Annotated in this window: 20 protein-coding genes; 5 read left to right on the forward strand and 15 right to left on the reverse strand. The window is 52.2% G+C overall.

From position 1 onward, the window contains the following. Positions 1 to 4: 4 nt before the first annotated feature. From L1F29_RS23015 to L1F29_RS23025, 3 genes are all read right to left on the reverse strand, one after another. Positions 5 to 940: an ABC transporter permease gene (locus L1F29_RS23015; protein WP_258384376.1), complete on the reverse strand. Its 936-nt coding sequence runs from the start codon at positions 938 to 940 to the stop codon at positions 5 to 7. A 181-nt stretch (positions 941 to 1,121) separates the two neighbouring features. Then, on the reverse strand, positions 1,122 to 3,383 hold the full coding sequence (locus L1F29_RS23020) for a helix-turn-helix domain-containing protein (RefSeq protein WP_258384377.1): 2,262 nt from the start codon (positions 3,381 to 3,383) through the stop codon (positions 1,122 to 1,124). 238 nt (positions 3,384 to 3,621) lie between these two features. Then, positions 3,622 to 4,809, reverse strand: coding sequence for an AraC family transcriptional regulator (locus tag L1F29_RS23025; protein WP_258384378.1), 1,188 nt, complete (start codon positions 4,807 to 4,809; stop codon positions 3,622 to 3,624). 171 nt (positions 4,810 to 4,980) lie between these two features. Between L1F29_RS23025 and L1F29_RS23030 the strand changes: the two genes are divergently transcribed. From L1F29_RS23030 to L1F29_RS23040, 3 genes are read left to right on the forward strand one after another with little or no spacing between them, the layout of a single operon-like run. Next, positions 4,981 to 6,099 carry a Gfo/Idh/MocA family protein gene (locus L1F29_RS23030; RefSeq protein ID WP_258384379.1) on the forward strand — a complete coding sequence of 373 codons (1,119 nt, stop codon included), beginning with the start codon at positions 4,981 to 4,983 and terminating at the stop codon, positions 6,097 to 6,099. 13 nt (positions 6,100 to 6,112) lie between these two features. After that, positions 6,113 to 6,976, forward strand: coding sequence for a DUF6807 domain-containing protein (locus L1F29_RS23035; RefSeq protein ID WP_258384380.1), 864 nt, complete (start codon positions 6,113 to 6,115; stop codon positions 6,974 to 6,976). Beyond that, positions 6,973 to 7,995 (forward strand): NAD(P)-dependent oxidoreductase, encoded by a 1,023-nt coding sequence (locus L1F29_RS23040; protein WP_258384381.1) that lies wholly within the window; start codon positions 6,973 to 6,975, stop codon positions 7,993 to 7,995. Before L1F29_RS23035 ends, L1F29_RS23040 begins: the two co-directional genes overlap by 4 nt. 122 nt (positions 7,996 to 8,117) lie before the next feature. Here the strand turns inward: L1F29_RS23040 and L1F29_RS23045 are convergent, their stop codons facing one another. After that, entirely contained in the window at positions 8,118 to 8,795 is a 678-nt protein-coding gene (locus L1F29_RS23045; protein WP_258384382.1) for a GntR family transcriptional regulator, read from the reverse strand. A gap of 171 nt (positions 8,796 to 8,966) precedes the next feature. Then, entirely contained in the window at positions 8,967 to 9,788 is an 822-nt protein-coding gene (locus tag L1F29_RS23050; RefSeq protein ID WP_258384383.1) for a phytanoyl-CoA dioxygenase family protein, read from the reverse strand. 682 nt (positions 9,789 to 10,470) lie between these two features. On the opposite strand from L1F29_RS23050, the gene L1F29_RS23055 reads away from it, so the two are divergent. Continuing rightward, a complete protein-coding gene (locus L1F29_RS23055) occupies positions 10,471 to 11,559 on the forward strand; it encodes a bifunctional 3-deoxy-7-phosphoheptulonate synthase/chorismate mutase (RefSeq protein WP_258384384.1) in 1,089 nt (362 codons plus the stop codon). A gap of 159 nt (positions 11,560 to 11,718) precedes the next feature. Here the strand turns inward: L1F29_RS23055 and L1F29_RS23060 are convergent, their stop codons facing one another. The 3 genes from L1F29_RS23060 to L1F29_RS23070 form a co-directional block, all read right to left on the reverse strand. Beyond that, positions 11,719 to 11,976, reverse strand: coding sequence for a copper amine oxidase N-terminal domain-containing protein (locus L1F29_RS23060; protein ID WP_258384385.1), 258 nt, complete (start codon positions 11,974 to 11,976; stop codon positions 11,719 to 11,721). A gap of 279 nt (positions 11,977 to 12,255) precedes the next feature. After that, a complete protein-coding gene (locus tag L1F29_RS23065; protein ID WP_258384386.1) occupies positions 12,256 to 13,644 on the reverse strand; it encodes an MFS transporter in 1,389 nt (462 codons plus the stop codon). Between the two features lie 30 nt (positions 13,645 to 13,674). Then, complete coding sequence (locus L1F29_RS23070; protein WP_258384387.1) at positions 13,675 to 14,100, reverse strand: MarR family winged helix-turn-helix transcriptional regulator; 426 nt, start codon at positions 14,098 to 14,100, stop codon at positions 13,675 to 13,677. Between the two features lie 266 nt (positions 14,101 to 14,366). Between L1F29_RS23070 and L1F29_RS23075 the strand changes: the two genes are divergently transcribed. Then, complete coding sequence (locus L1F29_RS23075) at positions 14,367 to 14,783, forward strand: NUDIX hydrolase (protein WP_258384388.1); 417 nt, start codon at positions 14,367 to 14,369, stop codon at positions 14,781 to 14,783. A gap of 384 nt (positions 14,784 to 15,167) precedes the next feature. On the opposite strand, the gene L1F29_RS23080 is transcribed toward L1F29_RS23075, so the two are convergent. The 7 genes from L1F29_RS23080 to L1F29_RS23110 are packed head-to-tail and all read right to left on the reverse strand — an operon-like array spanning position 15,168 to position 24,591. Further along, positions 15,168 to 16,208, reverse strand: a complete 1,041-nt coding sequence (locus L1F29_RS23080) for a family 20 glycosylhydrolase (protein ID WP_258384389.1) — start codon at positions 16,206 to 16,208, stop codon at positions 15,168 to 15,170. Positions 16,209 to 16,250: 42 nt separating this feature from the next. Continuing rightward, positions 16,251 to 17,204 carry a carbohydrate ABC transporter permease gene (locus L1F29_RS23085; protein ID WP_258384390.1) on the reverse strand — a complete coding sequence of 318 codons (954 nt, stop codon included), beginning with the start codon at positions 17,202 to 17,204 and terminating at the stop codon, positions 16,251 to 16,253. 15 nt (positions 17,205 to 17,219) lie between these two features. Continuing rightward, positions 17,220 to 18,116, reverse strand: coding sequence for a carbohydrate ABC transporter permease (locus L1F29_RS23090; protein ID WP_258384391.1), 897 nt, complete (start codon positions 18,114 to 18,116; stop codon positions 17,220 to 17,222). Between the two features lies 1 nt (position 18,117). Next, positions 18,118 to 20,715, reverse strand: a complete 2,598-nt coding sequence (locus L1F29_RS23095; RefSeq protein ID WP_258384392.1) for a DUF5696 domain-containing protein — start codon at positions 20,713 to 20,715, stop codon at positions 18,118 to 18,120. Between the two features lie 39 nt (positions 20,716 to 20,754). Beyond that, on the reverse strand, positions 20,755 to 22,812 hold the full coding sequence (locus L1F29_RS23100) for a YIP1 family protein (RefSeq protein ID WP_258384393.1): 2,058 nt from the start codon (positions 22,810 to 22,812) through the stop codon (positions 20,755 to 20,757). A gap of 14 nt (positions 22,813 to 22,826) precedes the next feature. Continuing rightward, entirely contained in the window at positions 22,827 to 23,693 is an 867-nt protein-coding gene (locus tag L1F29_RS23105; protein ID WP_258384394.1) for a carbohydrate ABC transporter permease, read from the reverse strand. A gap of 1 nt (position 23,694) precedes the next feature. After that, positions 23,695 to 24,591, reverse strand: a complete 897-nt coding sequence (locus L1F29_RS23110) for a carbohydrate ABC transporter permease (protein WP_258389781.1) — start codon at positions 24,589 to 24,591, stop codon at positions 23,695 to 23,697. Positions 24,592 to 24,595: the final 4 nt, after the last annotated feature.

Raw genomic sequence — 24,595 nt, forward strand, 5'->3', positions numbered from 1 at the left:
TCCTCTACCATAAGCTTGCCTGCTTCAGCGACTTCGCCAGCTGATTGAATCCGACAAGCAGGATAAAGTTGATGACGGAGTTGAACAAACCGACAGCAGCCGAATAACTGTATTGGGCGCTTAACAAACCGGTCTGGTAGACGTAGGTTTGAATCACTTCCGACGATCCGATATTGAGCGGATTTTGCATCAGATAGATTTTCTCGAAGCCGACGGCCATGAAGCTCCCGATATTCAAGATGAGCAGGATCATAATCGTAGGCAGGAGAGACGGCAGATCAATATGCAGAATACGCTGAAACTTGCTTGCCCCGTCGACGACGGCCGCTTCATGCAAATCCGGACTGACTGCCGTTAATGCTGCCAAATAAATGATCATCGACCAGCCCGCATTCTGCCATACGCCGGAGAAGACGAAGATCGTCTTGAACCATTCCGCGCTGGCCATGAAGAAGACCGGTTCGCCTCCAAACCATACAATCAGCTGATTGAGCAATCCGTTGCGCGGAGACAGGAACAAGTAGAGCATGCCGACAATGACGACGACCGATATAAAATGCGGCGCATACGTTACGGTCTGTACCAGCTTCTTGAATCTTGCGTTCGCCACCTGGTTTAGCAGCAGCGCCATAATAATCGGAATCGGAAAAGCGATAATCAGCTCGTACAAGTTGATGATGAGCGTGTTCCACATTACGGTGGAAAATTTATACGAGGAGAAGAACCGTTCAAAATGCTCGAATCCGACCCACGGGCTCCCCATGATCCCCTTGCTCGCCATGAAATTTTTGAAAGCAATCGTGACGCCATACATCGGGATATAATGAAACACGATAAAGAACAGGATCGTCGGAAACAGAAACAAATACAATTGATATTGTTTGCGTATCCGCTTCCATTTGGACAGAAGAAGTGTTGATTGCGGTGAACTCGTTTTCATAACCCCCTTGAGTCGACACATGTTAACGCCGCGGCTCCTCTAACGATAGGGGATGGGAACGGCAATCGTAAATATGCGGAACGTATTCTCGATTGCCGATACGGATTCGCGACCGATTCCGCATATAAGCAAGACCTCCCGCAAGCGAGATGCAAGCTGGCGGAGGCTCTGATTTCACTAGCTATGCACTGTCATGCTCATTCGATCCGTAGAGCTTACGGTACTCGCCCGGCGTAACCTGAAAGGCCTGCTTGAACTTGCGGATAAAGCTCGGCACATCGAAGTAACCGATCCGCTGCACGATGTCCTTCAGCTTCATGTCCGTCGTCCGAAGCAGATGCTTCGCTTGCTCCATCCGGTAGTGATTAAGAAAATCGGTGATGGTCTTCCCGGTCTGCTCCTTGAATTGACGCTTCAAATACGATGCGGATATCGAGAAGCGATCCGCCATGTTCTGGACCGAGAACTGTTGGTCATGATAATTGTTCTGAATGTAAACTAACATCTCTTGCTTCTGCCCGGCGGACTTCGATTCCGCCTGTGCTTGAACGATATCCGCGCACAAGCGCTCGCACATCACTTCAATAACGGCTGCCAGCTCCTGAATCGTATCGAATTTCGTCAAGCTGAACACGTCGGGATACGGTCCTTTCCCTGCATCAAGCGTCCCTTTTATCCGGTACATTTCTTTAATGATGCAATTGATCATGTCATAGCAGATGCATCTCACCATATGAAGCGGCATCGCACTGGATTCAATGGTGCCCAGGATGCCTCTGACCGCCTTCTTGAGCGACTCCGTGTCCCCTTGGCGAATCAATACCTCCATGGCTTCGATAGCTTGTCTTGGATAGGTGTAGCCAAGGTTCGTCTGCATGGCGATGTCGCTGTACAGAATCAGTTCGTTGTAGCCCTTGAGCAGCCTGAAATCGAGCGCCGTCGAAGCCTCGATGAACGACTTCCCGAGCTGGCGGATATCTTGGCGGCGATTTCCTGCGCCCGCTGTAATATCAATGCCGTAGAGCTCCCGGATGCCGCCGAGCACGGCTTTCATTTCAATTGCCCAATCGCCTTCCTCGGAATCGATCGCAACGATATAATTGACGACCGGTCCCTCCAGTCCGACGACCCGGTAGCATTCGAATCGATCCCGCATCAGCCGCTCCATTCCCCGCAGCATGTCGGATTGCTGCTGTCCGGGAAAGCTTTCCATATCGCGAACCGCCAGCCGGACAACGAGCAGCCATGGCTTGGTGAAGCGGATGCCCGCTTCCCCGGCCTTCTCCATGAAGGGTTCCGGATCCGTCACCCGGCCGGTTATTAACGTGACCAGCATATGTTCATGGACGGCTAACCGGCTGTCGATCAAGGCACGACCCATGCTCTGCTTTTCTTCGGTTATTTTGTGGACCGCATGTGTAACATCGTTCAAATTCCGGTAGGACTCGCCCCATTGCTTGCCCGCGAATAGCAAGAATCGTCTGAGCGGATGATAGCTTACATGCATCAGCGCATATATAAGCACACTCCCGATCACTAAGACCATGCCGAGCGATAAGAGCGCTCTGGTTCTCACTTCATCGACGCGTTCCATGAATTGCTCGATCGGAAGCATCGTGATATAGGTCCAATTGAATTCGTTCGACCGGACAGTGGAGAACGCATATTCCTTGCCGTCTACCTGCTTCGTGCTCGTCCCGCTTGGAAGCTGCAGCGCCGACTGATAGAAGCCCGGCTGATCCAAATATGCCGCATCGCGCAAGGAGACGATTAACTCCCCCCGGTCGTCCAGGATGATCGTATTCCCGTCGCTGTTCTCATGAAGTCCCTGCAGCATCTTGCGTGCCGTCTGCTCTTCAATCATGAAAATTACGGAGCCATAAGGCGATACGCTGTTCAAGGGAAGCGGCACCATATACGTCAATACCCGGTCATCGGTCAACCGCTCCGATGTAATCGCCTCCGAATGCCGGAGCACCGGCCGGCTGAGGGTATTCATATCCTTCGTGAATTGCTCGAAGGTCCAGTCCTCATACCGGTAGAACGTGTCGATAAACAACGACGCCGGGTACGTGCTCGATCCGGAATAGATGTAGGGCTGGTCCTTTATATAGAGAAAAACCTCTTTAATGAATGCATTGGCGGATGTGTAGTTGAGGAATAAATTTTTCGCTTTAACCGCATTGTACATATTTTGCTTCAATTGGTATGGGGTCAGCTCCGGCTTGAAAGCGATTTCAGCGGAGATCTTATGAAGCTCCATGATTTCCGTGTCGAAGGAATCTTGAATCTGCTCCAGCATCCGCTGATGGTTGGACGTTATTTCATCCTGCAGGATCGCTACATAGTGATTATAAACAAGGAGTCCGATCAGCATCAGCGGGATGATGAGGAGCGCAAGATAAGAGATCAAATATTTATAGAACAGCGGTATCTTCTTCAATTTTCTTCGTCCCCTTAGTTGCTTATTCTCTCTCTGCTGTTTCCTATTCAACATCATGATTTCCTTACGGCACCTCCGAATGATGAATGCTAACCAACCGAAGTATGCGAGACGTATTATGTGAATAGGCGAAAAGTCTATTGAATGAGTACCTACTATACTGCAATCGCTTACAGACGTATATATGTGAAACGGATATCCCATTTGCGAAATGGATTAATGGTGTCCGTGCGGCATGCTAATCGGTTTTTCCTTTGGCCTTCTGCCGATAATCGTTCGGCGTCATCCCGGTTTCCCGTTTAAATAACACGCTCATATACTCTAGATGCTTGAAGCCGATCCGTTCGGCAATCATGGATAAGTTCAGCTCCGTCTCCGTCAGAAATTCCTTAATAAGCTTGACCTTCATCTCGACGATGAAAGCATGCGGCGTCCGTCCGAGCGAACGCTCGAACCGGCCCTCGAAAGACCGCCGCGATACAGGAAACACCTTCAGCAGATCGCCGACATTGATATCTTCATAAATCTTGCCGCGGATGAAGCGTACGGCATCCGCTACTAGCTTATCCTCCACGGCAACGACATCCGTCGACATCCGCGTTACGATATCAAGGGGCTGGATCGAGGTAATGCCGCTCTCGATCCGTTCGCCGTTCATCATCTGCTCGAGCAGCGCCGCCGCCCGATAACCCGTTTCCAGCGCATTCGGCACAATGCTGGATAAGGGCGGGTCGGATAAATTGCAGAGCAGCTCATCGTTATCCACTCCGATAATGCCGACTTCATCAGGCACAGCTACCCCCGCAAGGCGGCAGGCCTCCAGCAGCTTCTGCCCCAGAATATCGTAGCAGACTAGAATTCCCGCCGGTTTCGGCAGCGACTTCACCCATGCTGCCATATCCCGCCGCTCCTCATTCCACGTCTTCCCGTATACCAAGCTGTTGATGCTGCAGGAAAGGCCGTATTCCTCCAGCAGCCTTACGTAATGATTCTGTCGCTGTCTGGACCACGTAAAACGTTCCTCGCCGCAGAAAGCAAAGTGCTTGAAACCCCTCTCCATCAAATGCTGTACGGCAAGCCGGGCGATCGATTGATCGTCCGTCTCAACGCAGTGAAGCTCGGGAATAAGCCGGGAAGCGCTTAGATCCACGGTCGGAAGTCCGAGGCGGCGGATGTGGGCAGCGATTTCTTCATTCTCGATTCTTGCAATAACGCCATCTCCCTGCCAGCCGCTCAGCCAGGTCAAATCGGTCTGGCTCCGGCTCTGCTCGCCCATGTAGATCGACCAGGGCTTGTTCTCGCGAATATAGGAATGAATGCCGCGCAGCAGCCCTCTCCCATATTCATTGGACGTTTCGATCAACAAGGCGATCTGCCGGTTCCTCGTTCCCCCGCCGGCTATGGACAGCTCCTCTAAAAAACGCAAGACAAGTCCCCCTCAGTCAACCTTTTCGATTCTAGAACCTAACCAATTTATAAGCTTTTTCTCCTCTAACCGTCAAGGTAAATAATCACAATTGAATTGCGTAAAAGTTCCTTCAATTCGTTGCGGCCATGTACTATAGTTAGGTTAATTCATAGCTGGGAGGTTTTTAGCATGGGTAAAAAAATTAAGATCGCCCTCGTCGGCCTAGGTTTCGGCGCAGAATTTATTCCCATTTATCAGAATCACCCCGACACGGAACTGGTCGCTATCTGCCAACGTTCGAAGGACAATCTGAATCTTATCGGTGACCGTTTCAACATTGCCAAACGCTATACAAGCTTCGAGGAGCTGCTTCAGGACGACAGCATTGATGCCGTGCATATCAATTCCCCGATTCCCGATCATGCCGAGCAATCGATTGCCGCGCTGAAGGCCGGGAAGCATACGGCCTGCACGGTGCCGATGGCGACCTCGATCGAGGATTGCCGCAGGATTATCGCTGCCCAGCAAGAATCCGGCAAGAACTACATGATGATGGAAACGGCTGTCTATACGCGTGAATTTCTTTATGTAAAGAGCCTTAGGGACAGCGGAGAACTGGGACGAATCCAGTTTCTGCGCGGAGCCCATCAGCAGGAGATGGCCGGGTGGCCCGGCTATTGGGAAGGACTTCCCCCCATGCATTATGCGACGCATGCGGTAAGTCCGCTGCTGGCGCTGGCAGAGAAGGAAGCGGAACGGGTTTACTGTCTCGGCTCCGGACAAATTGCGGAGCGGCTCGCCGCAGTCTATCAATCCCCCTTCGCAGTCGAGTCCGCGCTCTTCCGGTTGAAGGATTCCAACCTGGCCATGGAGGTTACGCGCTCGTTATTCGAGACGTCCCGCGAATACGTAGAAAGCTTCGACGTCTATGCGGACAAGAAGAGCTTCGAATGGCAGCAGCTGGAAGCGGAGCAGCCCGTCATATTTAACGGAGAAGACGGCGCGCGCATTCAAATTCCGGATTATGCCCACCTGCTTCCGGAAGGAATCCGCAAGTATACGATGGAAGGCATCTACGACTCGGACGAAAACCAGCATCTTTCGTTCAAGCAGGGAAGCGGTCACGGCGGTTCGCATCCTCATCTGGCGCATGAATTTGTCATGAGCATTCTCGAGCAGCGCGCGCCGTTCCCGGATGCGTTCACCTCGGCGAACTGGACCTGTGCCGGCTTATGCGCGCACATATCCGCTATGCAGAACGGCGAGCCGGTGCAGCTGCCTGATTTCCGCACCGAATTCGGACAATAATGGAGGCGCATACATGAACGGAAATATTATGCAAACGGGCGCTCTGCGTGTCGAGTGCAAGGATCATCGGCTTGCTCTATACCGCCAAGGACAGGACACGCCGCTCCTCGTACAGCTGGCCGAGCCTGACAAACGTCCGTACATACACCCAATACTCGCTCCGGACGGAATCGGCATCCTTACGGAGGATGCGCCTCCTCATCATCCTTGGCAGCATGGACTGTATGTCGGACTGAATGACGTGAACGGCTTCGGGTTCTGGTCGGAGGGCTTAACGGGCGCTCCTTCGGATGGCACGTTCCATCCTCTTGCAATTAGCCATGTCAACGCAACGGATAATCGGGCCGGCTGGACCGTAAAGACGCAATGGCGCGAGCCGGGCGGCGAGGCGATCCTGGTGGAGCGGCAGCAGTGGACCTTCACCGACAATGGCACCGATTATGAACTGGATATGGAATGGACTCTGCAAGCGGAGAAAGATATCCGCTTCGGTGAATCGCCATACGGAGGATTGTTTCTGCGCATGCCTTACCGGGAGGAACTCGGGGGCTGCTTCACGAATAGCGAAGGAATGGGGCGCGAGGAAGCGGAAGGCCAGCGTGCCCGCTGGGGAGCCGTCAGCATGCCGATCGTTGGCCGTGAGGACGTTGCCGGTATCGCCATCATGGACCATCCGGACAATGAGGAGCATCCATCCCCTTGGCGGGTGGATTATCAGTTCGGCATAGCGCCGAGCCGTTCTATAGCGGGAGCTTGGCAACTGGCTGATGGTCAATCCTCCACGTCCCGCTATCGCGTTTATGTTTTCAATGGAGATATTCAATCAGCTGCTATAGAATCTAACTGGCAGCGATATTCAGGGAGGCAAGAAAGATGAAAAGTTTAATTGTCGTTCACCCTTCATTTGATCGTACCTGGCCGTATGCGGCCGACCGGTTTCAACAGCAGCTGCAGAAGGATGGAGATGCCGTTCTCATCCGGCTCGACCCTCATTCCACCCAGAAGCTTGGCGATGTAGCCGACAACCCGGAATCCGTCGTTCGGCTGGTCCTGCTGCAGGTACCCGCGACCTTGGATTGCTTGAACGGGTTCACTGCGCTTGAGGAGGCCGTCATCCTTCCAGGAGGGTATGAATTCACGCCTACGGCCGAGCTGGTCGAATCGCTGAAGCAGCGGAATGTCCGCCTATACTCCCATCCGTCTGAAGGCTTCTGGGGGCAATCGGTCAGCGAGTTTGCGCTCGCGCTCACCTTATGCGGCTTGAGGCGGATCCCGCAAACGCATCACGAGATGATTACGAGCCACCAGCCATGGTCGTATTCGCCGCCTGACGGCATTGGCAGGCCCGGCGCGCGCGGTGAACAATTCGGAGATGACCCGCGGTTCACGAACGGTACTGTAGAAGGCAAGCGGATCCGGATCGTCGGTGCCGGCAACATCGCCAGCCGCTATGCCAGCTTTGTCAATATGCTGGGCGCAGATGTGGCAGCCTGGGATCCATTCGCGACCGAGCCTTCCTTCCATAGAGCCGGATCGCGGAAAGAATGGCATCTGGACCGGCTGGTACAGGACGCGGAAATCTTCGTTCCGATGGTGCCTTTGACCGAGAAGACCCGGGGACTTGTAACCGCCGAGCATATTCGGGCGCTTCCGACGGGAACGCTGGTCGTTCTCGCAACCCGTGCGGATATTTGCGATATGACCGAATTGCGCAGACGCGTGCTGGCCGATGAATTGAGTCTGGCTGCCGATGTTTTCGATATCGAGCCTTTGCCGCTTAATGATCCGCTGCTGGGACGGGATAACGTCGTGCACACGCCGCATAATGCCGGACGCACGAAGGAAGCCAACTATCTGTTCGCAGATAAGCTGATCGATCAATTTCTGCCTCGGTAGTTTGAACGAAAAGCTGGAACAATAACCGTAATGTTCTACGTGCATAGGACGAATAAAAAAGGAGGCGCCCCGTTGGCGCCTCCTTTCGCATGTATGACCAGAATGAAACGACGCTGAACCTGTCAGTCTTCCAACGTCTTGCTGATCCGATCCGTAATAATATTGCGGGCGATCGTAATATGTTCACGCAATTCATCCAAACACTTTGGATTCCTTTGGATAATGAGATCCACGATTCTGCGGTGATCTTCATAAAATTCCGTGAAGCTGTCTTTTGTCATGTTCGTAATTTCCAGAACGGCTTGAAGAATATTCGCCATCGTATTCCAAGCAACGAGAAGAGGCTGGTTTCCTGACATAATCAACAGGCTTCGATGAAACTGAATATCGAGCTGCGAAGTCAGCCCGCTCGTTATTTCCGTCTTCTCGTTCATGAGCTGTTCGAACTGTTCCATCATATCGAAGATCGGACGGTAATGAAAGGTCGGACTAGCCAGCAAAGTCTCGACGGCCTGAAGCTCCAGCGTTAACCGAAGGTTGAATAAATCGGTGCAGTACCGCGTCGAGAAGCCGACGACTTCCGTTCCGCCATTGGACAGGCTCAGCACAAGCCCTTCCTGCGACAGCAATTGGAGCGAGGTCCGAACGGGCGCACGGCTTATCCCCATTTGCTCGGCAATCTTCGACTCGATCAGTCGGGTACCCCGCTTATATTTGCCTAGTATGATATCGGTCCGCAATTTCTTGACGATATCTTTCGTGTACATCGTTCTGGCCAAAGGATCGTCGTACTTTGTCATTCGTCTGCCTCCCCTGCCATAAGTCAGCTGCCTATACGCACTTATCCAAATAATTTTATCAGTTATCGCCAAATAGTGTCAACAATAGAAGCGGCTTGGATGTATGAATACAACGAACCCCCTCCTTATAACTTTAGAAGGGGGTATCCGATCAGGTGAGGCTAGCTTCGATTAGCCGCGGGCAGGCTCGGGCATCGTTTCACGCATCCTGGCGCTCAGTTCAGCCAGATGACCGTCATTGGCCATAACCTGTTCGAGATGGACCATCCGGCTTGGCGATGCGGTATTCATCATGATGTCGGTAAAGGCCCGGTCGATCCAGAAGCGTGCCGCTCCGGAGATATAATCGCGAAGCTCCTGCAGATCCTCTTCCCGGTAGCGCTCACATAAATTCATCGTAAACATTCTGCGGTTCGGACCGCCATTGAACGCAGCATGGAATGTATTGTGGTCGAACACGAGGAGATCGCCCGGCGTCACATCCAATGTTACCGACGGTACCTGGCTGCCCGTGATTCCCCACAGCTCGCTGCTTTTGCGCATTTTCTCGGTCAAATCCTTGCCGTACTGGTCATCCAGCCGGTGACTGCCCGGAATAACACGGAGCGCGCCCGAGTTGCCGCCCAGTTGATCCAGGTAGAACGCAATTTTGATATGCCTGTATTTATGATGATAGCCGTCGCGATGCCAGCCGGTTTCGCCTGAATAATAATTACCGTCGCTTCCCATGTAGTTGAAATCGTCGCCAACCAGAGTTTGGCCAATCGCTTTGATTCTCGGATCGTCCAATAACGTGTTCATCTTCTCACGCTGATCGATAAAACGCGCTATACAAGTACGCTGCGTTCCGTCATGCGGCTTAATTCCTTCGTAATCGGGAAATGTCTTCGTAAACTCGTCTGTAATCCAATCGACACTGTCGGCCAGCAGCTGCGGAAATTTAATAAATCCGAATGTTTCAAAAAAATCAATCTGGGCTTCGGTCAAACGCATGCAAACACTCTCCCTATAATTTGGATTGGAATAAGATGCGCTTCCTTCAGCCAGGACCATCCATGCCGCTCAAATGTACCAGCCTCTTAACGGTATCGCAAGCGGCGTCAAGCGTCAAACCGCGAGCAAATACGGGATGAAAGCGCTCCAATATCAACTAGAATATAAATCAGTCATGATTGAATGTCAACTAAATTTATTAATTGTATACATTATTTCGAGACTCTATGCATTTTGACATGAAGACATTCATTTTTTGCATAGCGGTTACAAAGATCATTCACTGCGACAAAGCAAGCACGCGGTAAAACATGGGCTTGACGAAACCGGATCAACGGTTTAAGATGAGTCTCAATCAAATGTATTTAAAGCGATGACGGAAAGAGTAAGCAGGGATTGCCGCTAACAGGAACGGAGTGCCATCGACTGAGAGCACCCGAGCAGACACCCCCGCCGAAGTTCACTCCCGAGCCGGTCCCAAACGGCTGCCCCCTGCGGGCAACCCCGAAGGATACCCGTATCCCCTGCGTTAAAGGGCAAAGTGAGAGATCGGTTCCTTGCCCCATAGGCCAAGGCGCAGATGTCTAATTAGGGTGGTACCACGGCTCCTCGTCCCTTGCGGCGAGGGGTCTTTTTTGTTTTTCAACATCACTACAAACAGAACGAAAAGGAGTGGAAGGCTATGAGCCAAGGAACTTTGGAACAGCTTAGAGGAAAACTGGACGTCATCAATATGCAGCTGCTGGAACTGCTGTCGGAACGGGCGGCTATTGCCCAGCAAATTGGACATGAAAAAGAAAAACAGGGTGTGCCGAAGTTTGATCCTGTCCGCGAGCAGCGCATGCTTGAGGAATTGGCAGCCCGCAATTCCGGACCGTTCGATGACAATACGATTCGTCAGCTGTTCAAGCAAATTTTTCAAGCATCCTTGAACCTGCAGCAAACGGACGTCAAGAAGCAGCTGCTTGTCAGCCGTAAGAGACAGAAGGAAGATACGGTTGTTCAGCTTGGAGAGGCTAGCGTCGGAGGCGGCAAGCCGATGATGGTCGCCGGACCATGTTCGGTCGAGAGCTACGAGCAGGTGCGCCAAGTCGCTGCGGCGCTGAAGCAGGCAGGCGTAACGGTCATGCGCGGAGGCGCCTTCAAGCCCCGTACATCCCCTTATGATTTTCAGGGTCTCGGAATCGAGGGCTTGAAAATCTTGAAGGAAGTCGCCGATGAATTCGGCTTGAAAACCATCAGTGAAATCGTCGATCCCGCCCATATCGAGCTTGCGTGCGATTATATCGACGTTATTCAAATCGGCGCGCGGAACATGCAAAATTTCGAGCTGCTGAAGGCAGCCGGCGATGTACGCACCCCTATTCTGCTTAAGCGCGGATTGGCGGCCACCATCGACGAATTCCTGCATGCAGCGGAGTACATCGTGTCGCGCGGGAACACACAGGTCATGCTGATCGAACGCGGTATCCGCACCTACGAGAAAGCAACGCGAAATACGCTTGATATTTCCGCCGTGCCGATCTTGAAGCAGGAGAGCCATCTGCCTGTTCTCGTGGATGTCACCCATTCGACGGGTCGCAAAGATATACTCGCCCCTTGCGCCAAAGCCGCTCTTGCCGCAGGCGCGGACGGCATTATGGTAGAGGTTCATCCGAATCCTGCAGTCGCCTTGTCGGATGCGGCCCAACAGCTGAATATCGAAGAATTCAACCGCTTCTATAACGAAGTGCAGCAATCCGGATTATTCCATTCGCTTTCGGTAAGATAACTGAAACTGAATCAACCTGAGCATCAGTTTAATACCAAGAAGGCCTCCACAATTAGGGAGGCCTTCTTGGTTAACTATTTTGAACGATCGGATTCAATCCGCCTGCCCGGCGGCCTCTACTCCAACCCCTCTATTTCATTGATCTACCTGAATGCCGCTTTAGCCTTGCGTCGTGATCGTGATGGTCTTTGTAGTCGGATCACACTTGACATCGGCCCCTAGCGACTCGCTGATGAAGCGCAGCGGGACCATCGTGTGCGTGTTGACCAGCTGGGCGGCAGCCCCGAGCGTGATCTCCTGGTTATTCTTCTTCGCCCGTACACTGCCGAGCTTCAATTGGATCGTCGTGTCCGCCTTCTTGGCCGTAATGGAGCTGTCCTTCGGATTCCATACGACCGTCGCCCCGAGCCATAGCACCTTCCTAATTTTTACAATTGATACTTTATTCCCATCGAAAGGCTGAATACGAACGGAAGGCTCTAGGTCTATTTATCGAGTAATCCCTCCCAAGTCTATAGCGCAGCGCTTGAGCCCCCTGGCAAAAAGAATCCCTTAATCTATCGTTCGGAAGGATTATTCGTACACCGACCGCTGCCTGGATACTCCACCGTCACTTCGTTCGCTTCATTCCATTGGCACAAAAAAAGGAACGTTCCCGAGCAAGCAAGCTGCTCACAAAGAACGTTCCATTTTCCATTAGCTTCTCCGTGTCTTGATCCGGAAAGCAACCGTAAAGCTTAAAAGAAGGAATATCAGCTGAATCGATATTGCCAGCATGATCCCGGTATAGATGCCCCAATCTAACGATTCGCTGATGGCGATGAGCGCGCCCCCTATACCGATGCCGAGACCGGGTCCGAACGCATCAATAAACTGAATGTTCGACGAAACCTCGCCTTCCTTGCCGTGGCTTGCATGCTGCAGGGCAATCGCGCCCGTCGTTGGATTCGCGAAGCCGATTCCGAAGCCTGCGAGTACCTGAGACATTGCCCCGAGCATAATCCCGCCGCCTGACCACCCGACGGTCGCAAGGACCATTACGATTCCGATGATCATAATCCCAATTCCGACGATAACCCGCTTCTCCCTGCCGCTGCCGCCGTCCTTCTCATCCAGCTTCGACTGCAGCCAAGCTGCGAACGACCAGGCAAGCGAACCTGCCGCGACGATTAAGCCCGCAATATCCGCCGTATAGCCCTTTAATTCCGTGAAGGCCAACACCACATAGCTTTCAGCAGCAATATAGCAGGCAAAATATAAGCCTCTTGTAATGATCGTCGCCGCTAATCCCCTCTTCACGCGGAAGCTGCCTTCCGGGAGAAGGTGCCTTAACGGACGAAGCATGAGAATCATCCCGACGATGGCGAGGGCAATCCCTTTCCATTCCGTAATCGCTCCCAAACCGGTCAGCAGCAGCCCTGTTCCGGCCGCCAGCAGAATCGCGTACAGCTCGGTTTTGCCGCCCTTCCGGGCAGGAGTCCGCTTGCTCGTCTGAATACTGCGGAATGAAGGCAGCGTCAATAAAACAGCCAAACCGATCAACGGAAGAACAAACCAGAACACAAACCGCCATGATATGAACTCGGCTAACAATCCGGCTATATAAGGACCGATTAATGCAGGCAAAATATAAGCGCTAGAGAATGCAGCCAAAATCTTCGTTCTGATCTTATCCGGATAGCTGAGCGTAATACTATAGTAGACACAGGTAATAATGGAGCCTGCTCCGAACCCCTGAAACGCCCGGCCGACAATCAACATCAGCATATTAAAGGATAATGCCGCGATTACGATTCCTACTACAAAGATGGCGATCGCCCAAATGAAAGGCTGCACGACGCCGCGCTTGTCGACTTGTTTGCCCATAACCATCGTCCCGATGATTTGCGCGAGCATGAAGGCGGTGAAAATCCAGCCATAGAGCTGGATTCCGTTCAATTGCTGCGCTAGCTTGGGAGCGATTGTCGTGACGGCCAGCCCTTCGAATGCGACGGTTGTTACGGCAAGTATGATTCCGATTGTCAAAGCCCGGTAAGGCGCGTCGAATATGCTCTCCTTGGGTATGCTTATTGTCGTCGTTTTCATGATGTACCTGCACTTTCTCTCGTTCCTGATTTATAAATCTTTGACATTGTCGTGAATGATGGACAAGGTCCTTCTGAACTGGTCGACTTCCTCTTCAGTCAAGCCTGCGATCGTCCGTTGATACGCCTGTATCGAGATCTCCAGAATATCGTCCTTGACCGCATGGCCCTTATCCGTCAGATACACCCGAAGCGCTCTCCGGTCCGTCTCATGAATCTGACGTTGGATGAACCCTTTATTCTCCAGCTTGAAGAGCATTCGCGCGACGTTGGTCTGATCCTTGTAGAGTCGTTCCGCGAGCTCTTTTTGCGTGATGCCTTCATGATCCCACAGCACAACCAGAATCTCCCACTGATCGATCGTAATATCGAAGGGATTGACCGTCTTTTGATAATAATTCGATAGCTTCAGATCTGCCCGATGGACAAGAACACCGATATACTTGTCTAGTTCCAAGTTCAGCCTCCATTTTACTTGACATAGCGATAATTGCTATGACTATTATATGGATAGACTCCTATACTGTCAATAACTTGAGACCTTCACAGTTTTCTGGATAAGGGGTTCAGCATGAGATGGATAAACAACACAAAGATGCACGCATTGAATCGCTGAGGCGGATCATTAATGGTCAGCGTTGAACGATCGGGCAGGATAATTGAGAAAAGATACCGAATTATGACAAGAATATATTTGAAAAGTAGGGGGGGTACATCTGGATCATGCAAGGATATAACGTTCTTATGATATACAATAAAGATATGACTCGGCTGCTTATGTGCAAACGTTTAAAGAATCCCTATAAAGGATTAAATAATCTGATTGGCGGAAAAATCGAGAGCGGTGAATCGGGGATTGAAGCCGCATATAGAGAATTATTTGAGGAAAGCAGCATATCCAAAGACGACGTTACTTTGCATCATCTAATGGATTTTAAATATTATGTTCAGAGCTGTTATGTTGAAGTTTATGTGGGTAAGTTGAAGGGTGACGCGGTAATCTCCGGGGATGAAAATGAATTATTCTGGTCTGATCTGAATCAAGACTTTTTTGATATGAGTCAATTTGCTGGCGAAGGAAATATCGGTCATATGATTGAACAAGTAAAAATGAGCAAAAGTTTATTTCTTGCTGACTAAATGAATACGGTACGATACCGCCACGAGGCTGCCGCAGAGACGCTGCGGCAGCCTCGCTGCGTTTTCGGGAGCTGATCCGTTACGAGCAAAAAAGCTTTCATCCGGGCAAAGAGGAGACTCGTATCATTTATTGACTTCTGACGAGTACGCGTTTCGCTGGTGCGGACCCGTGCCACGGAGGCTGTAAGACCTTAAAACGGACTTACAGCTCCTTCCTCCGACTGCGGGCGCCGCTGTAACGCCCTTTTTCGATCTTACAGCCCCTTTTTGCCAATGGCGATATAAACTCTGCAGAAATTAAAAAGGACTTCACATCCAATAGGTGAAGTCCTTCCTGTGCAACCCGAGGCTTGATCAATCCAACAGGTTTTCCAATATCAATAATTATTCCTTCACGGTTCGAAAATCCGTCTCCAGCTTCTCCATTACCGTTCGCAGCGTAGCCGCTATGCCGCGAATATCGCCCGGGTCCTCACCCAAATCCCCATCGCCGAAAAGGGCTGCGACCAGCTTCTCCCCCGTTGCATTCCATCCGGTCACCAGCATGCCCGGCATGCGGTCGAATGCGTCGCGCTCCTTCGCTTGCCGGACGGATTGCTCAAGCAGGTCCAGCGCAGCCTCCGGCGTCTTCCAGCTGGATGGCCATACCGTAAATCCTTTATCCAATAAATGTCCAACGGACGGATACGCATCGAGCTTATCGTAATGCCAGTCGCACAGAATAATATCCTTCGGAATGCGGTCCACGGCCGGCCAAATGCCGTACACGTCCCCATCCCACTGCGTATAGCCCATGCCCTCGGCATCGATCAGCCGATCGGCCCACATGAGCATCTGCACGTTCCGTTTCTTGACGAGATGCTCATAATAGTCGCAGGCCGCCTGCGCGAACAGCTCCGCTTTGTTCTTCCCTTTGCAGCGCGGACAGTGCTCATCGGCTATGGCGAATACTTCATCCATGCCGACATGCAGGGCATCGGCTTCGAATGCATCGAGCAGCTCATCCATCAGATCGAAGACGAGCGGATTGATATCCGGATGTGAAGGGCACCAGCTCGGACAATAGAAATCCGGCCACTTCGCATCGGCAGGAACATGCGGCGTTTCATCGAATTCCGGATGAGCCCGCAGCAGCGAATTGCGAGCCCCTCCCCAGCCCTGATGCCCCAAACATTCTAATAATGGAATAAGACGTATGCCATTCTCCTTGCATAAAGCGGAGAGCTCTCTTGCATCCTGCTTCGTCAGCGTCCCTCCGGATACTTCCGGATGGGATTCGAAGACGAAGGAGGTGTTGCACTCCAGTATCAATACATTGACGCCCATCGGAACTAACGCATCCCGAATGACTCTCTTCAAATTGCCGACATCTTCATGCGATCCGAATCGCATATGAAACCCGCGCAGCAGTCCATCCTTCTCCATGTCTGTTTCCTCCAGTTATGAATTGATGCCCATCTCATTGGATTAACCGACCAAGCCTGTTCTTTCCACGCTCTCGACAAAATAACGCTGAACAAACAAGTACAACAGAATCAACGGCGCCATCGTCAGCAAAACGCCTGTATTCATCAGCATCGATTGATACACGGGATCCGGCTCGCCGCCGATCAAGACCCCCATGTCCATAAGTCCTGTCGACAGCACCTTCACTTTGCTGAGGAACAAGGAAACATAGTAGCTGTCATTCCACTGCCATACGAAGGAAAACAGCAGAACGGTAACGACCGCAGGGATTGCGTTCGGAATCATGATTCGATAGAAGGTCTTGAACACACCGGCTCCATCTACCAGCGCAGCCTCTTCAATTTCTTTCGGAATCCCTCGGAAGAACTGGCGGAAAATATAAATATACAGTCCATTTTTAAGCCCCATGGCAGTCGCAGATGAAATCAAGAACGGCCAGAAGGTGTCGATCAGGTTGACGCTCTCCTTGCCGGAGAACAGATCGACGAGTCCGAAGAAATCGAAGTACCGATAGGTCAGATAAAGCGGAATCATGATCGTTTGCGGCGGAACGACAATGGTGAAGATGACCAGCGCGAACAGCAGGCCGCTGCCCTTAAATTTGAGTCTTGCGAAGGCATAGGCCGCCAGAGCGCATGACGCCAATTGAATCAGCGTCGTACCGCTCGATATAAGCACCGTGTTCAGAAGCGTCGAGAAATACTCCGTCGTTTCGATGGCAATTTTCAAATTATCCAGCGTAAAATGCTTCGGAATCCACAGGACGGTCGGGTCGTAAATATCTGCTTTGCTGCGGAACGCGACCGACAGCCGGAGAAACAGCGGAAACAATATGATGAAGCAGAAGCCGGTAACCAGCAGTGCGCGAAGGATAATCCATACCCATTTCTTTGTCTTCTCCGCGGGATTGTAAGTGATGACGAATTGTTCGGCGTAAGCGGCGGGTCCTTTCATCTTCCTTTCCTCCCGTCAGTCATAATAGAACACTTTCTTCGAGATCAGCCAGGTCGATAGGAGCAGAACGATACCGACGACGGCAAAGTAAACCCATGACATCGCGGCGCTCAAGCCGAAATCGAACGTACGGAAGGCCGTCTCGGATATTAGCTTATTGATATCGTTATGGCTGAATGAATCAATGATCGAGTAAACCAAATTAGTCAGTATAAGCGGTGTAAGCATCGGGAAGGTGACCTTCCAAAAGATTTCGTACCCTGTCGCCCCTTCAATCCGGGAAGCCTCGTAAAGGGATGGCGATATGGACTGCAGGCCTGCCAGGAATATAAGAATTTGCACGCCTGAGGAGCTAATGATTTCATAGATCCGGTCAACCGCTCCGGTTACATAATCAACCAGTATCGGTGAAAGGCCGGATTCCAGCATGACCTTCTTCAGCTCGAAGCTTTGCAGCAGGTTCCCGCCTGCATCGCCTCCGCCGGAGGAAGCTACCGCTCCTCCGACAAAGCTGCTGATATCCAGACTTGCGATCGCACTGGAAGCGAGAATGACCGGAAGAAAGAAGATCGCTCTGGCCAGTGCGCGTCCTCTGAACTTCTGATTCAGCAGCACGGCGGCGAACAAGCTGAAGATGATGATGATCGGCACGTTGACTACCATGTTCACGACGGATTCCGTCAGCGCTCTCGGGTAATCCGCATTGGAGGTGAACAAGCTGTTGAAGTTCTCGAATCCCTCATAGATGACGGAGAAGCCGCCCTCCACCAATTCAATGGAGCTTAGGCTGAACCGGAACGATTGGATGAGCGGAAGCAGGAACAGCATGACGAGCCCAATCATGAGCGGGACGCAGAAGATGATGCCCCACATCGCTCTGGTCTGATCCAGCGTTAATCGTTTCTTAAGCATGTTACTCACCACCCAGCTTGTAGCTGTGGGCGTCGATACGAATACCGTTCACCTGTACAGCGGTTTTATTATAGTTCACGATAATCGAAATACCGCCCTCGAACGTGGTTTGAACGACATTGCGCTCCAGTATGCGGTGATCCGTAATCGCCTTGTTCCGGACCTGCTTCAGAATGCCGTTAGCTTCCGCATACAGGGACACGGCCTCGTCGAACCAATCCTTATAATGAAGAGCATACATATCGTTGAACGGCGTATCCTTCACGTCGGACGAGGGGCTGTAGCTCCATTGATAGTAGACGTTAGAGCCCGTTTCCAGCGCCTTGAGCAGTGAATAGCGAGGGTCCTGGCGCTCGCTCATGTTGAAGGGCTCGCCGGCTAGGTCTATATAGCCGTGAAGCGCCATCTGATAAAACGGAATTTCTTCATCGGCCAGATTGATCCTGCTGCTCTTCGTCGGCGCGTTCACAATCTGGGTTGCATAGGCCAGACTATAAGCATTGCCTCCGCTCACCATCAGCTGCCCGGCTTGCTCTTTCAGCTTGCCGGCGGCTTTCACGCTCGCCTGCAGCGCATCCTGTCGGCTGATCGAATGATCGGGATCGAAGTCGGAATTGACCTCGCTGCCCAAGTCCCGCAAGGACAACCCGCCGATTCCTAGCTTCGTATAGCTGGCGAGAAACTGGTCAGTCAGTTTGTCCAGTCCGGTCGCCGATTGAATATAATGCGAGAAAGCGGCCGTATTCTTCACATTATGAATCGGATCATATTCGTAAATCTTAGCCGTCTGCCGGTCAAGGAAGGTGGCCGTCCGGCTCGGCTTCTTGTACGCCTGCAGCAGAGCCGTGTCCGGGTAGAACGAGACGTTATTCTGCTTGGCATAGTCTGCCAAGGACTTGAATCCGCTTTTGCCGCCAAGCGCTCCGACCAGCTTAACCGATGACGGGCGACCGTGATGGATGCCGCCGTTAAACCAGCCGATGTAACGGAGCGCGATGCTGCCGACTCCTTCCTCCTTCAGCTGGCGAAGCACCTGCTCCGCCTCCGCATAGCTCGTAAGCGACTCCGTCGCTTCATACGGGATACCCAGAAACGACTTCTCTCTCGGGAAGGCGCCTAACAGCTCAAGCATGAACGGCGCATCTCCATCCGGCAGTTTCTTCAGACCGTAAGCCTGCACCAGGTAGTCTCTGTAAAGGCTGGCCATCCCCGGATAGCTGGCCGAATCGCCGCTTAAGAATGCGTAACGGACCGTGATATCCCCCTGAAAAGGCTTCGTCTCGAACATTGGAACCGAGCTTGTCTTCGTCCCGGAGGTTAACGTATAGAAATCCATGGAGACGATTTGGAATTTCGCCGATGCCGTATTGTAGGAATCGTTCCTGCCGCTAATATCCGCAGCGATCTCAGCCATCGCATCCCCATTCTCGATAATGCCGAGGAAGGCATGATCGTTCTGCTTCATCCCGAACACGGGAAGCCGGGCGATCTCGTTCTGCTGTGTCCGTTCTTTCATATCGAAGGTGCCGTCCTTCCCATAGACCGGAAGATTGTACGGCTCGGCGTTCAGCCTCTTGCTGTTCAGATGGATGAGCGCCCCGGAGCCATCGGGTACGAAGATGTAGCCTTCCTGCTTCTCGCTGGCTGCACCGAAATGCTTGAGCACATGCAGGGAGGATATCGGATACGACTTCGTGTATTTCAATTCCGAAGCCGGAATCTTCACGACCAGGTGGTCGTCTTCAAGCACGTATTCGAGCGGAACGGTAAATTCGGGATTATCGGCGGATGCCTCGCCGGCTTCACCGTCTCCGCGATCCTTGGCCGCTTCCTCTGCTGTATAGCCGATGGATTCCAGCGTCTGAGACAGCTCCTCCAGCGCATAATCCTGCAGCTTTCGGATTTCATACTGCTGCGTTTCTTCATTAAGTCTATACCGGAGCACGACACTGTCACGGACATCTTGATCGGTGATCTGATTCAAGATCGCCTCCTCGAATCGTTCCTTACCGATTATAGCCGGGATATTGTCCAATCCTTTCGACACATTGCCAAGCTGATAGACGACTTTAACGCCGTGCTCCGTCTTGTCGATAGCGAACTGCTTCTTGAGCACGCTGTCATTGTAGCTGTTTAAGCTGTTGATCTGACCCTTCTCGTTATAATACGAAACCAGCACCTGCGACGCGGTCTCCGCCTTGAACAGCGGAGATGCCTTCGCGTCTTGATCGCGGCCGACCGGATTGGAGAACCAGGCATAGCCGTCGCGCTTATCCTTCACCGCGATCTCGGCGGTTTCCCGGTTTACATACAGCATCAACGATCGGCTCTCGGCTGCAAGCTCCATCGCTTCCAGCGCCTGCAGCTCCGCAGCCGTAGGGAGCGTAGCGGCTGCCGCATTGGCCTTGAAGGCTGCCGTTGATACGGCTGTCGACCCAAGCCCCGCGGCATCCGCTTTCCCATCGCCGGAAGTTGAAGCCGGTGCCGATCCGCTTGCCTGCTGGGAGCTTACTCGCCCGGCAGAATGTAATCCTGCGAATCCGCCCAGGATTAAACTGGCGCAAAGAATGCCAAGCAGCGCTTTTTTTCGTCCGCTCACGTTGTATCCCACCTTCTTCTTCTGCTTCCTCCTGGACCCTTACACACGGAACGCCAGCTCGTTATAGATGGAGGTGACGAAATTGACCATCTGCTGCATCATGCTGAAGAACAGCACGCCCAGGAAGATGAGAATTCCGATCACGACCAGTGTCAGGATCATCGTAACGATCGTTTTGCCTGCGCTGTATTGATGAACGGTCATCGTGCCGACAAACAGCAGCCCGATAAACCAGATGAAGGCGATTGCATCCAGCAGGTAGTAGAACGAACTCTCCTCGCTCGTTATAACCTGGCTGTACAGCACCTGCGGGATGTAGATCAAGACAAGCGGCATGAGCGCATAACCGGTCGCCATCACAATCTCTTTGAACTTGCCTTCCCCATCCATCAACGTGGTGAGCGACCAGTTCGCTACGCACCATAGCAGGAATGGCAGCAAAATATATTGCAATTCGTCAATACTGTTCAGGTCGGACAAATTATTGTAGTTAACGATAAATGCGCTGTACTGCCGCTTAATGATGGTAACGATGACCAGCAGGAAGACGATCCCTACGGCCACCTTCACCCGTCCTTTGTTCTCGAACTTCATCTCCCAGAAGCCGTTGAACGGATGCAGCATCGTATAGAACGGATTTTTCAATATTCCAACTTCATTGTAATGCCGTCCCGCCATTCTTCTCTTGCCAAGTCTGACAGCGAGGAACAGCAAGCCGGCGAAGGCCGCAATACTGGCAACGATGTAACCGAACCGCTCGAGTACGACTTCCTTCCGATAGCGCTTGAACGCTTCAGAGTAGTATTCACGGCTGTTGCCCAGCTCGAAGTAGGCCATCGCTTCACGATTATCGCCTGCCTTAAGCAGCGACTTTCCAATGCCGATATACCCGACTTCGAAATTCGCGTTCAATTGGAGCACCTGCCGCCATGCCCGGCTCGATTCCTCCGACTTCCCGTTATAGAGCGCAATGACAGCTTCGCGGATCAGGCTCCCGTAACGCGTCGGCTCGAACACCGATATTCTTCCGTAATCCTTATCCAGAACAACGACCCGGTTACCCAGCATGTCAATGGCTGCCGGAGTGCGGAAATTATCATGCTTGCTGCCCAGCCCGCCGAAAGTGTACAGCAGGTTTCCGTCCTTGTCGTACGTAAAGATCCGCCCGCGCTTGGAATCAAGCGCATTATACAAGCCGCCTTCATCGGAAGCCACATCGACGAGAATCGAGCTGCCCGGCGTGCTTCCAATGTTCAGCGTGTTAATGTCGCCCTTGGGCGGAAAATAGCCTTTGCTCCGCAATATGTCGGCGCCCGATGGATTAAGCATCTTCAGCGGGCGGTCGGAATTTTCCTCCGAGGTCGTCGTATAGATGAATCCGTTCTCATCCAGATCCAGATTGTTGAACTCGAGCGGGATGAACAGCTCCATCTGATCCCGCTGCGCTTTGGTCGAGATTCGCTTCCAGAACAAGTCGAGCGGGTCGAACCGGACCCGATTCGTTCCGATGAAGCCAATGAAAGTCCCGTCCGAATCGAACTCGATGATGCCCTCGTACGATCCCCGGCTGACGACGTAGATCCGCTCGGCCCGGTCTACGATCACTTTAATCGGCGTAAACTGAAATCCGGCTCTGAGCAGGATCGATTTCGGCTCGCCGATCACGCGAAGGAGCTTCCCGTCCTTATGCAGGACGACGATTCTTCTATTTTGCGTATCTGCAACATAGATGCGTCCCTTCCCGTCTACGAACACCCCTTCCGGCTGCTTGAACGCATCCGGCTTGCCGCCGTTCTCGAACGTTTCGATAACTCGCGTCATGCGAAGCTGTTCATCCATGACGACGATCCGGTTATTGCCCGTATCGGCGACATAGATACGGTCATCAGGCCCGACGAATAAATCCTGCGGGGTGGCGAATGATCCGATGTTCAGATCCTTGCCGGTGACCAGCTGCTCCAATACATAGGGACTCGGAGACGGAACCGCCTCACCCCAAAAATTATAGTTGTAATTGTCCTTCGGTTCGGCGGATACAGGAGCTGCCACCCCGGCCAAGAACGTGATGATAAATAGTATGGCAATCGTTCTTTTCAATCGGCTCCCCCCTGTTATTCCTTCAGGCCCGATGTGGACATCGTCTGAATAATATTGCTTTGCGTTACGATAAACACGGTAACGGGCACCGTCAGCATCAGAAGCGCGACGGCCGACATCGGCCCCGTCCGGACGAGTCCGCCGGCTCCGACCTGCCCGAACACATAGTCAACCGTCTTTAACTGCTCGCTATAGATAAACTTCACGGATCCGCTCGTCCATAAATTTTGCAGCGAGAAGATGATCAGCGTAAGCCATGCCGGTTTTACGATCGGCATAATGATTTGCCAGAAAATCCGGTATTCGCTGGCGCCGTCGATCTTGGCCGCCTCCAGCAGCGCATCGGGAATTTGTTCCATGAACTGCTTCATCAAATACAGTCCGAGCGTCATCCCGAATGCGGGCAGGATAATGGCCCAATGCGTATTGATGAGCCCCAGCCACGAAATGGTCATGTAGTTCGGCACCTGCGTCACGTACGAAGTGAACATCAGGGACAGTACCACGATGCTGAACAGTACGTTCCGCCCCGGGAATTTGATTTTTGCAAGCGGATACGCTGCAGCCGAGGCTAGAATTACGTGTCCTACCGTCCCGGTGATGGTGATGAAGAAGGTATTAAACACATAACGCGAGAACGGTACCCAGGAGTCGGAGAAAATATTGATCAGGTCGGTAAAGTTCTTGAACGTCGGATTGCGGACAAGCAGCTTGGGCGGGAATTGAAAGATTTCATCGATCGGCTTGAACGCGTTGCTGATCGTGAATACCAAGGGAAGCGCCATGAAGCTGGCTACCCCGCCGATCAGAATAAACAACACGATATCCATGCCCCATGAGCGGTTCAATCGCTTCCCTGCATTTAACTTTAATGTCTTCATGCTAGTCGCCCACCTTCTTCAGCAGGGTCTGAATGATCAGATTGGTCAGGAGCATGATCGAGAACAGAACTGTCGCAATGGCGGAAGCATAGCCCAGCTCAAATCGAATCGTACCGTAATCGACCAGATGCGTAACAACGGTATGCGCGGCATAATCAACGCTCGGAAATCCGAGCAGCTGCATGGAAACTTCAGCGACGGCGAACGCAATCGAAATTTGGATAACGGCTCCGAACATCAGCTGCGGGCGCATCGCCGGCAGCGTAATGAACCAAAGCTCCTGCCATCGGTTGCGGACACCGTCAATCGCCCCTGCCTCATACAGGGACCGGTCGACATTCTGAAGTCCGGCGATGAAGGCCAGGAATGACGTTCCCAAGCTGAGCCACAGCTGCACGATGATCAGAATGCCGAGCATATAGCGCGGATCCTGCAGCCACTGGATCGGTTCGAGAATGAAACCCCAGTTGATTAAGAAGGCATTGGCAAACCCGTAGCTGTCGCTTGCGAAGAGCAGCTGCCAGATCAAGTAGGTATTGCCCGAGATGGACGGCACATACAAGATGAGCGTCAGCACGGCACGCAGCTTCGGAGGAAACTCGTTGATCAGCCATGCGAACAGAAAGCATGCCATGTAGCTGACAGGACCCGTGATCGCCGCGAACAGCAGCGTATTCTTCAGGGCGAGCATAAACACTTCATCCTGGACAAACATGCGGGTATAATTCGACCATCCGGCCCAAGTCGGCGGCTCCAGCATATTGAAGTTCGTAAAGCTGAGCAGCAGGGACATCGTAACCGGAAGAACGGTAAAGGTAATGAAAATAATGAAATACGGAGCCATCAATACATAGGCCTGTTTATGCTTCTTGATTTCGACGACTGTCTTTATGATGATCCCC

Source organism: Paenibacillus spongiae (assembly GCF_024734895.1).
In the GTDB taxonomy this organism is placed as follows: Bacteria; Bacillota; Bacilli; order Paenibacillales; family Paenibacillaceae; genus Paenibacillus_Z; species Paenibacillus_Z spongiae.

What these genes read in the sequence shown, in the direction of transcription:
- L1F29_RS23015 (WP_258384376.1), bottom strand. Translation starts at nt 940, where the DNA reads ATGAAAACGAGTTCACCGCAATCAACACTTCTTCTGTCCAAATGGAAG.
- L1F29_RS23030 (WP_258384379.1), top strand. Translation starts at nt 4,981, where the DNA reads ATGGGTAAAAAAATTAAGATCGCCCTCGTCGGCCTAGGTTTCGGCGCA.
- L1F29_RS23035 (WP_258384380.1), top strand. Translation starts at nt 6,113, where the DNA reads ATGAACGGAAATATTATGCAAACGGGCGCTCTGCGTGTCGAGTGCAAG.
- L1F29_RS23040 (WP_258384381.1), top strand. Translation starts at nt 6,973, where the DNA reads ATGAAAAGTTTAATTGTCGTTCACCCTTCATTTGATCGTACCTGGCCG.
- L1F29_RS23045 (WP_258384382.1), bottom strand. Translation starts at nt 8,795, where the DNA reads ATGACAAAGTACGACGATCCTTTGGCCAGAACGATGTACACGAAAGAT.
- L1F29_RS23050 (WP_258384383.1), bottom strand. Translation starts at nt 9,788, where the DNA reads ATGCGTTTGACCGAAGCCCAGATTGATTTTTTTGAAACATTCGGATTT.
- L1F29_RS23055 (WP_258384384.1), top strand. Translation starts at nt 10,471, where the DNA reads ATGAGCCAAGGAACTTTGGAACAGCTTAGAGGAAAACTGGACGTCATC.
- L1F29_RS23065 (WP_258384386.1), bottom strand. Translation starts at nt 13,644, where the DNA reads ATGAAAACGACGACAATAAGCATACCCAAGGAGAGCATATTCGACGCG.
- L1F29_RS23075 (WP_258384388.1), top strand. Translation starts at nt 14,367, where the DNA reads ATGCAAGGATATAACGTTCTTATGATATACAATAAAGATATGACTCGG.
- L1F29_RS23080 (WP_258384389.1), bottom strand. Translation starts at nt 16,208, where the DNA reads ATGGAGAAGGATGGACTGCTGCGCGGGTTTCATATGCGATTCGGATCG.
- L1F29_RS23085 (WP_258384390.1), bottom strand. Translation starts at nt 17,204, where the DNA reads ATGAAAGGACCCGCCGCTTACGCCGAACAATTCGTCATCACTTACAAT.
- L1F29_RS23090 (WP_258384391.1), bottom strand. Translation starts at nt 18,116, where the DNA reads ATGCTTAAGAAACGATTAACGCTGGATCAGACCAGAGCGATGTGGGGC.
- L1F29_RS23105 (WP_258384394.1), bottom strand. Translation starts at nt 23,693, where the DNA reads ATGAAGACATTAAAGTTAAATGCAGGGAAGCGATTGAACCGCTCATGG.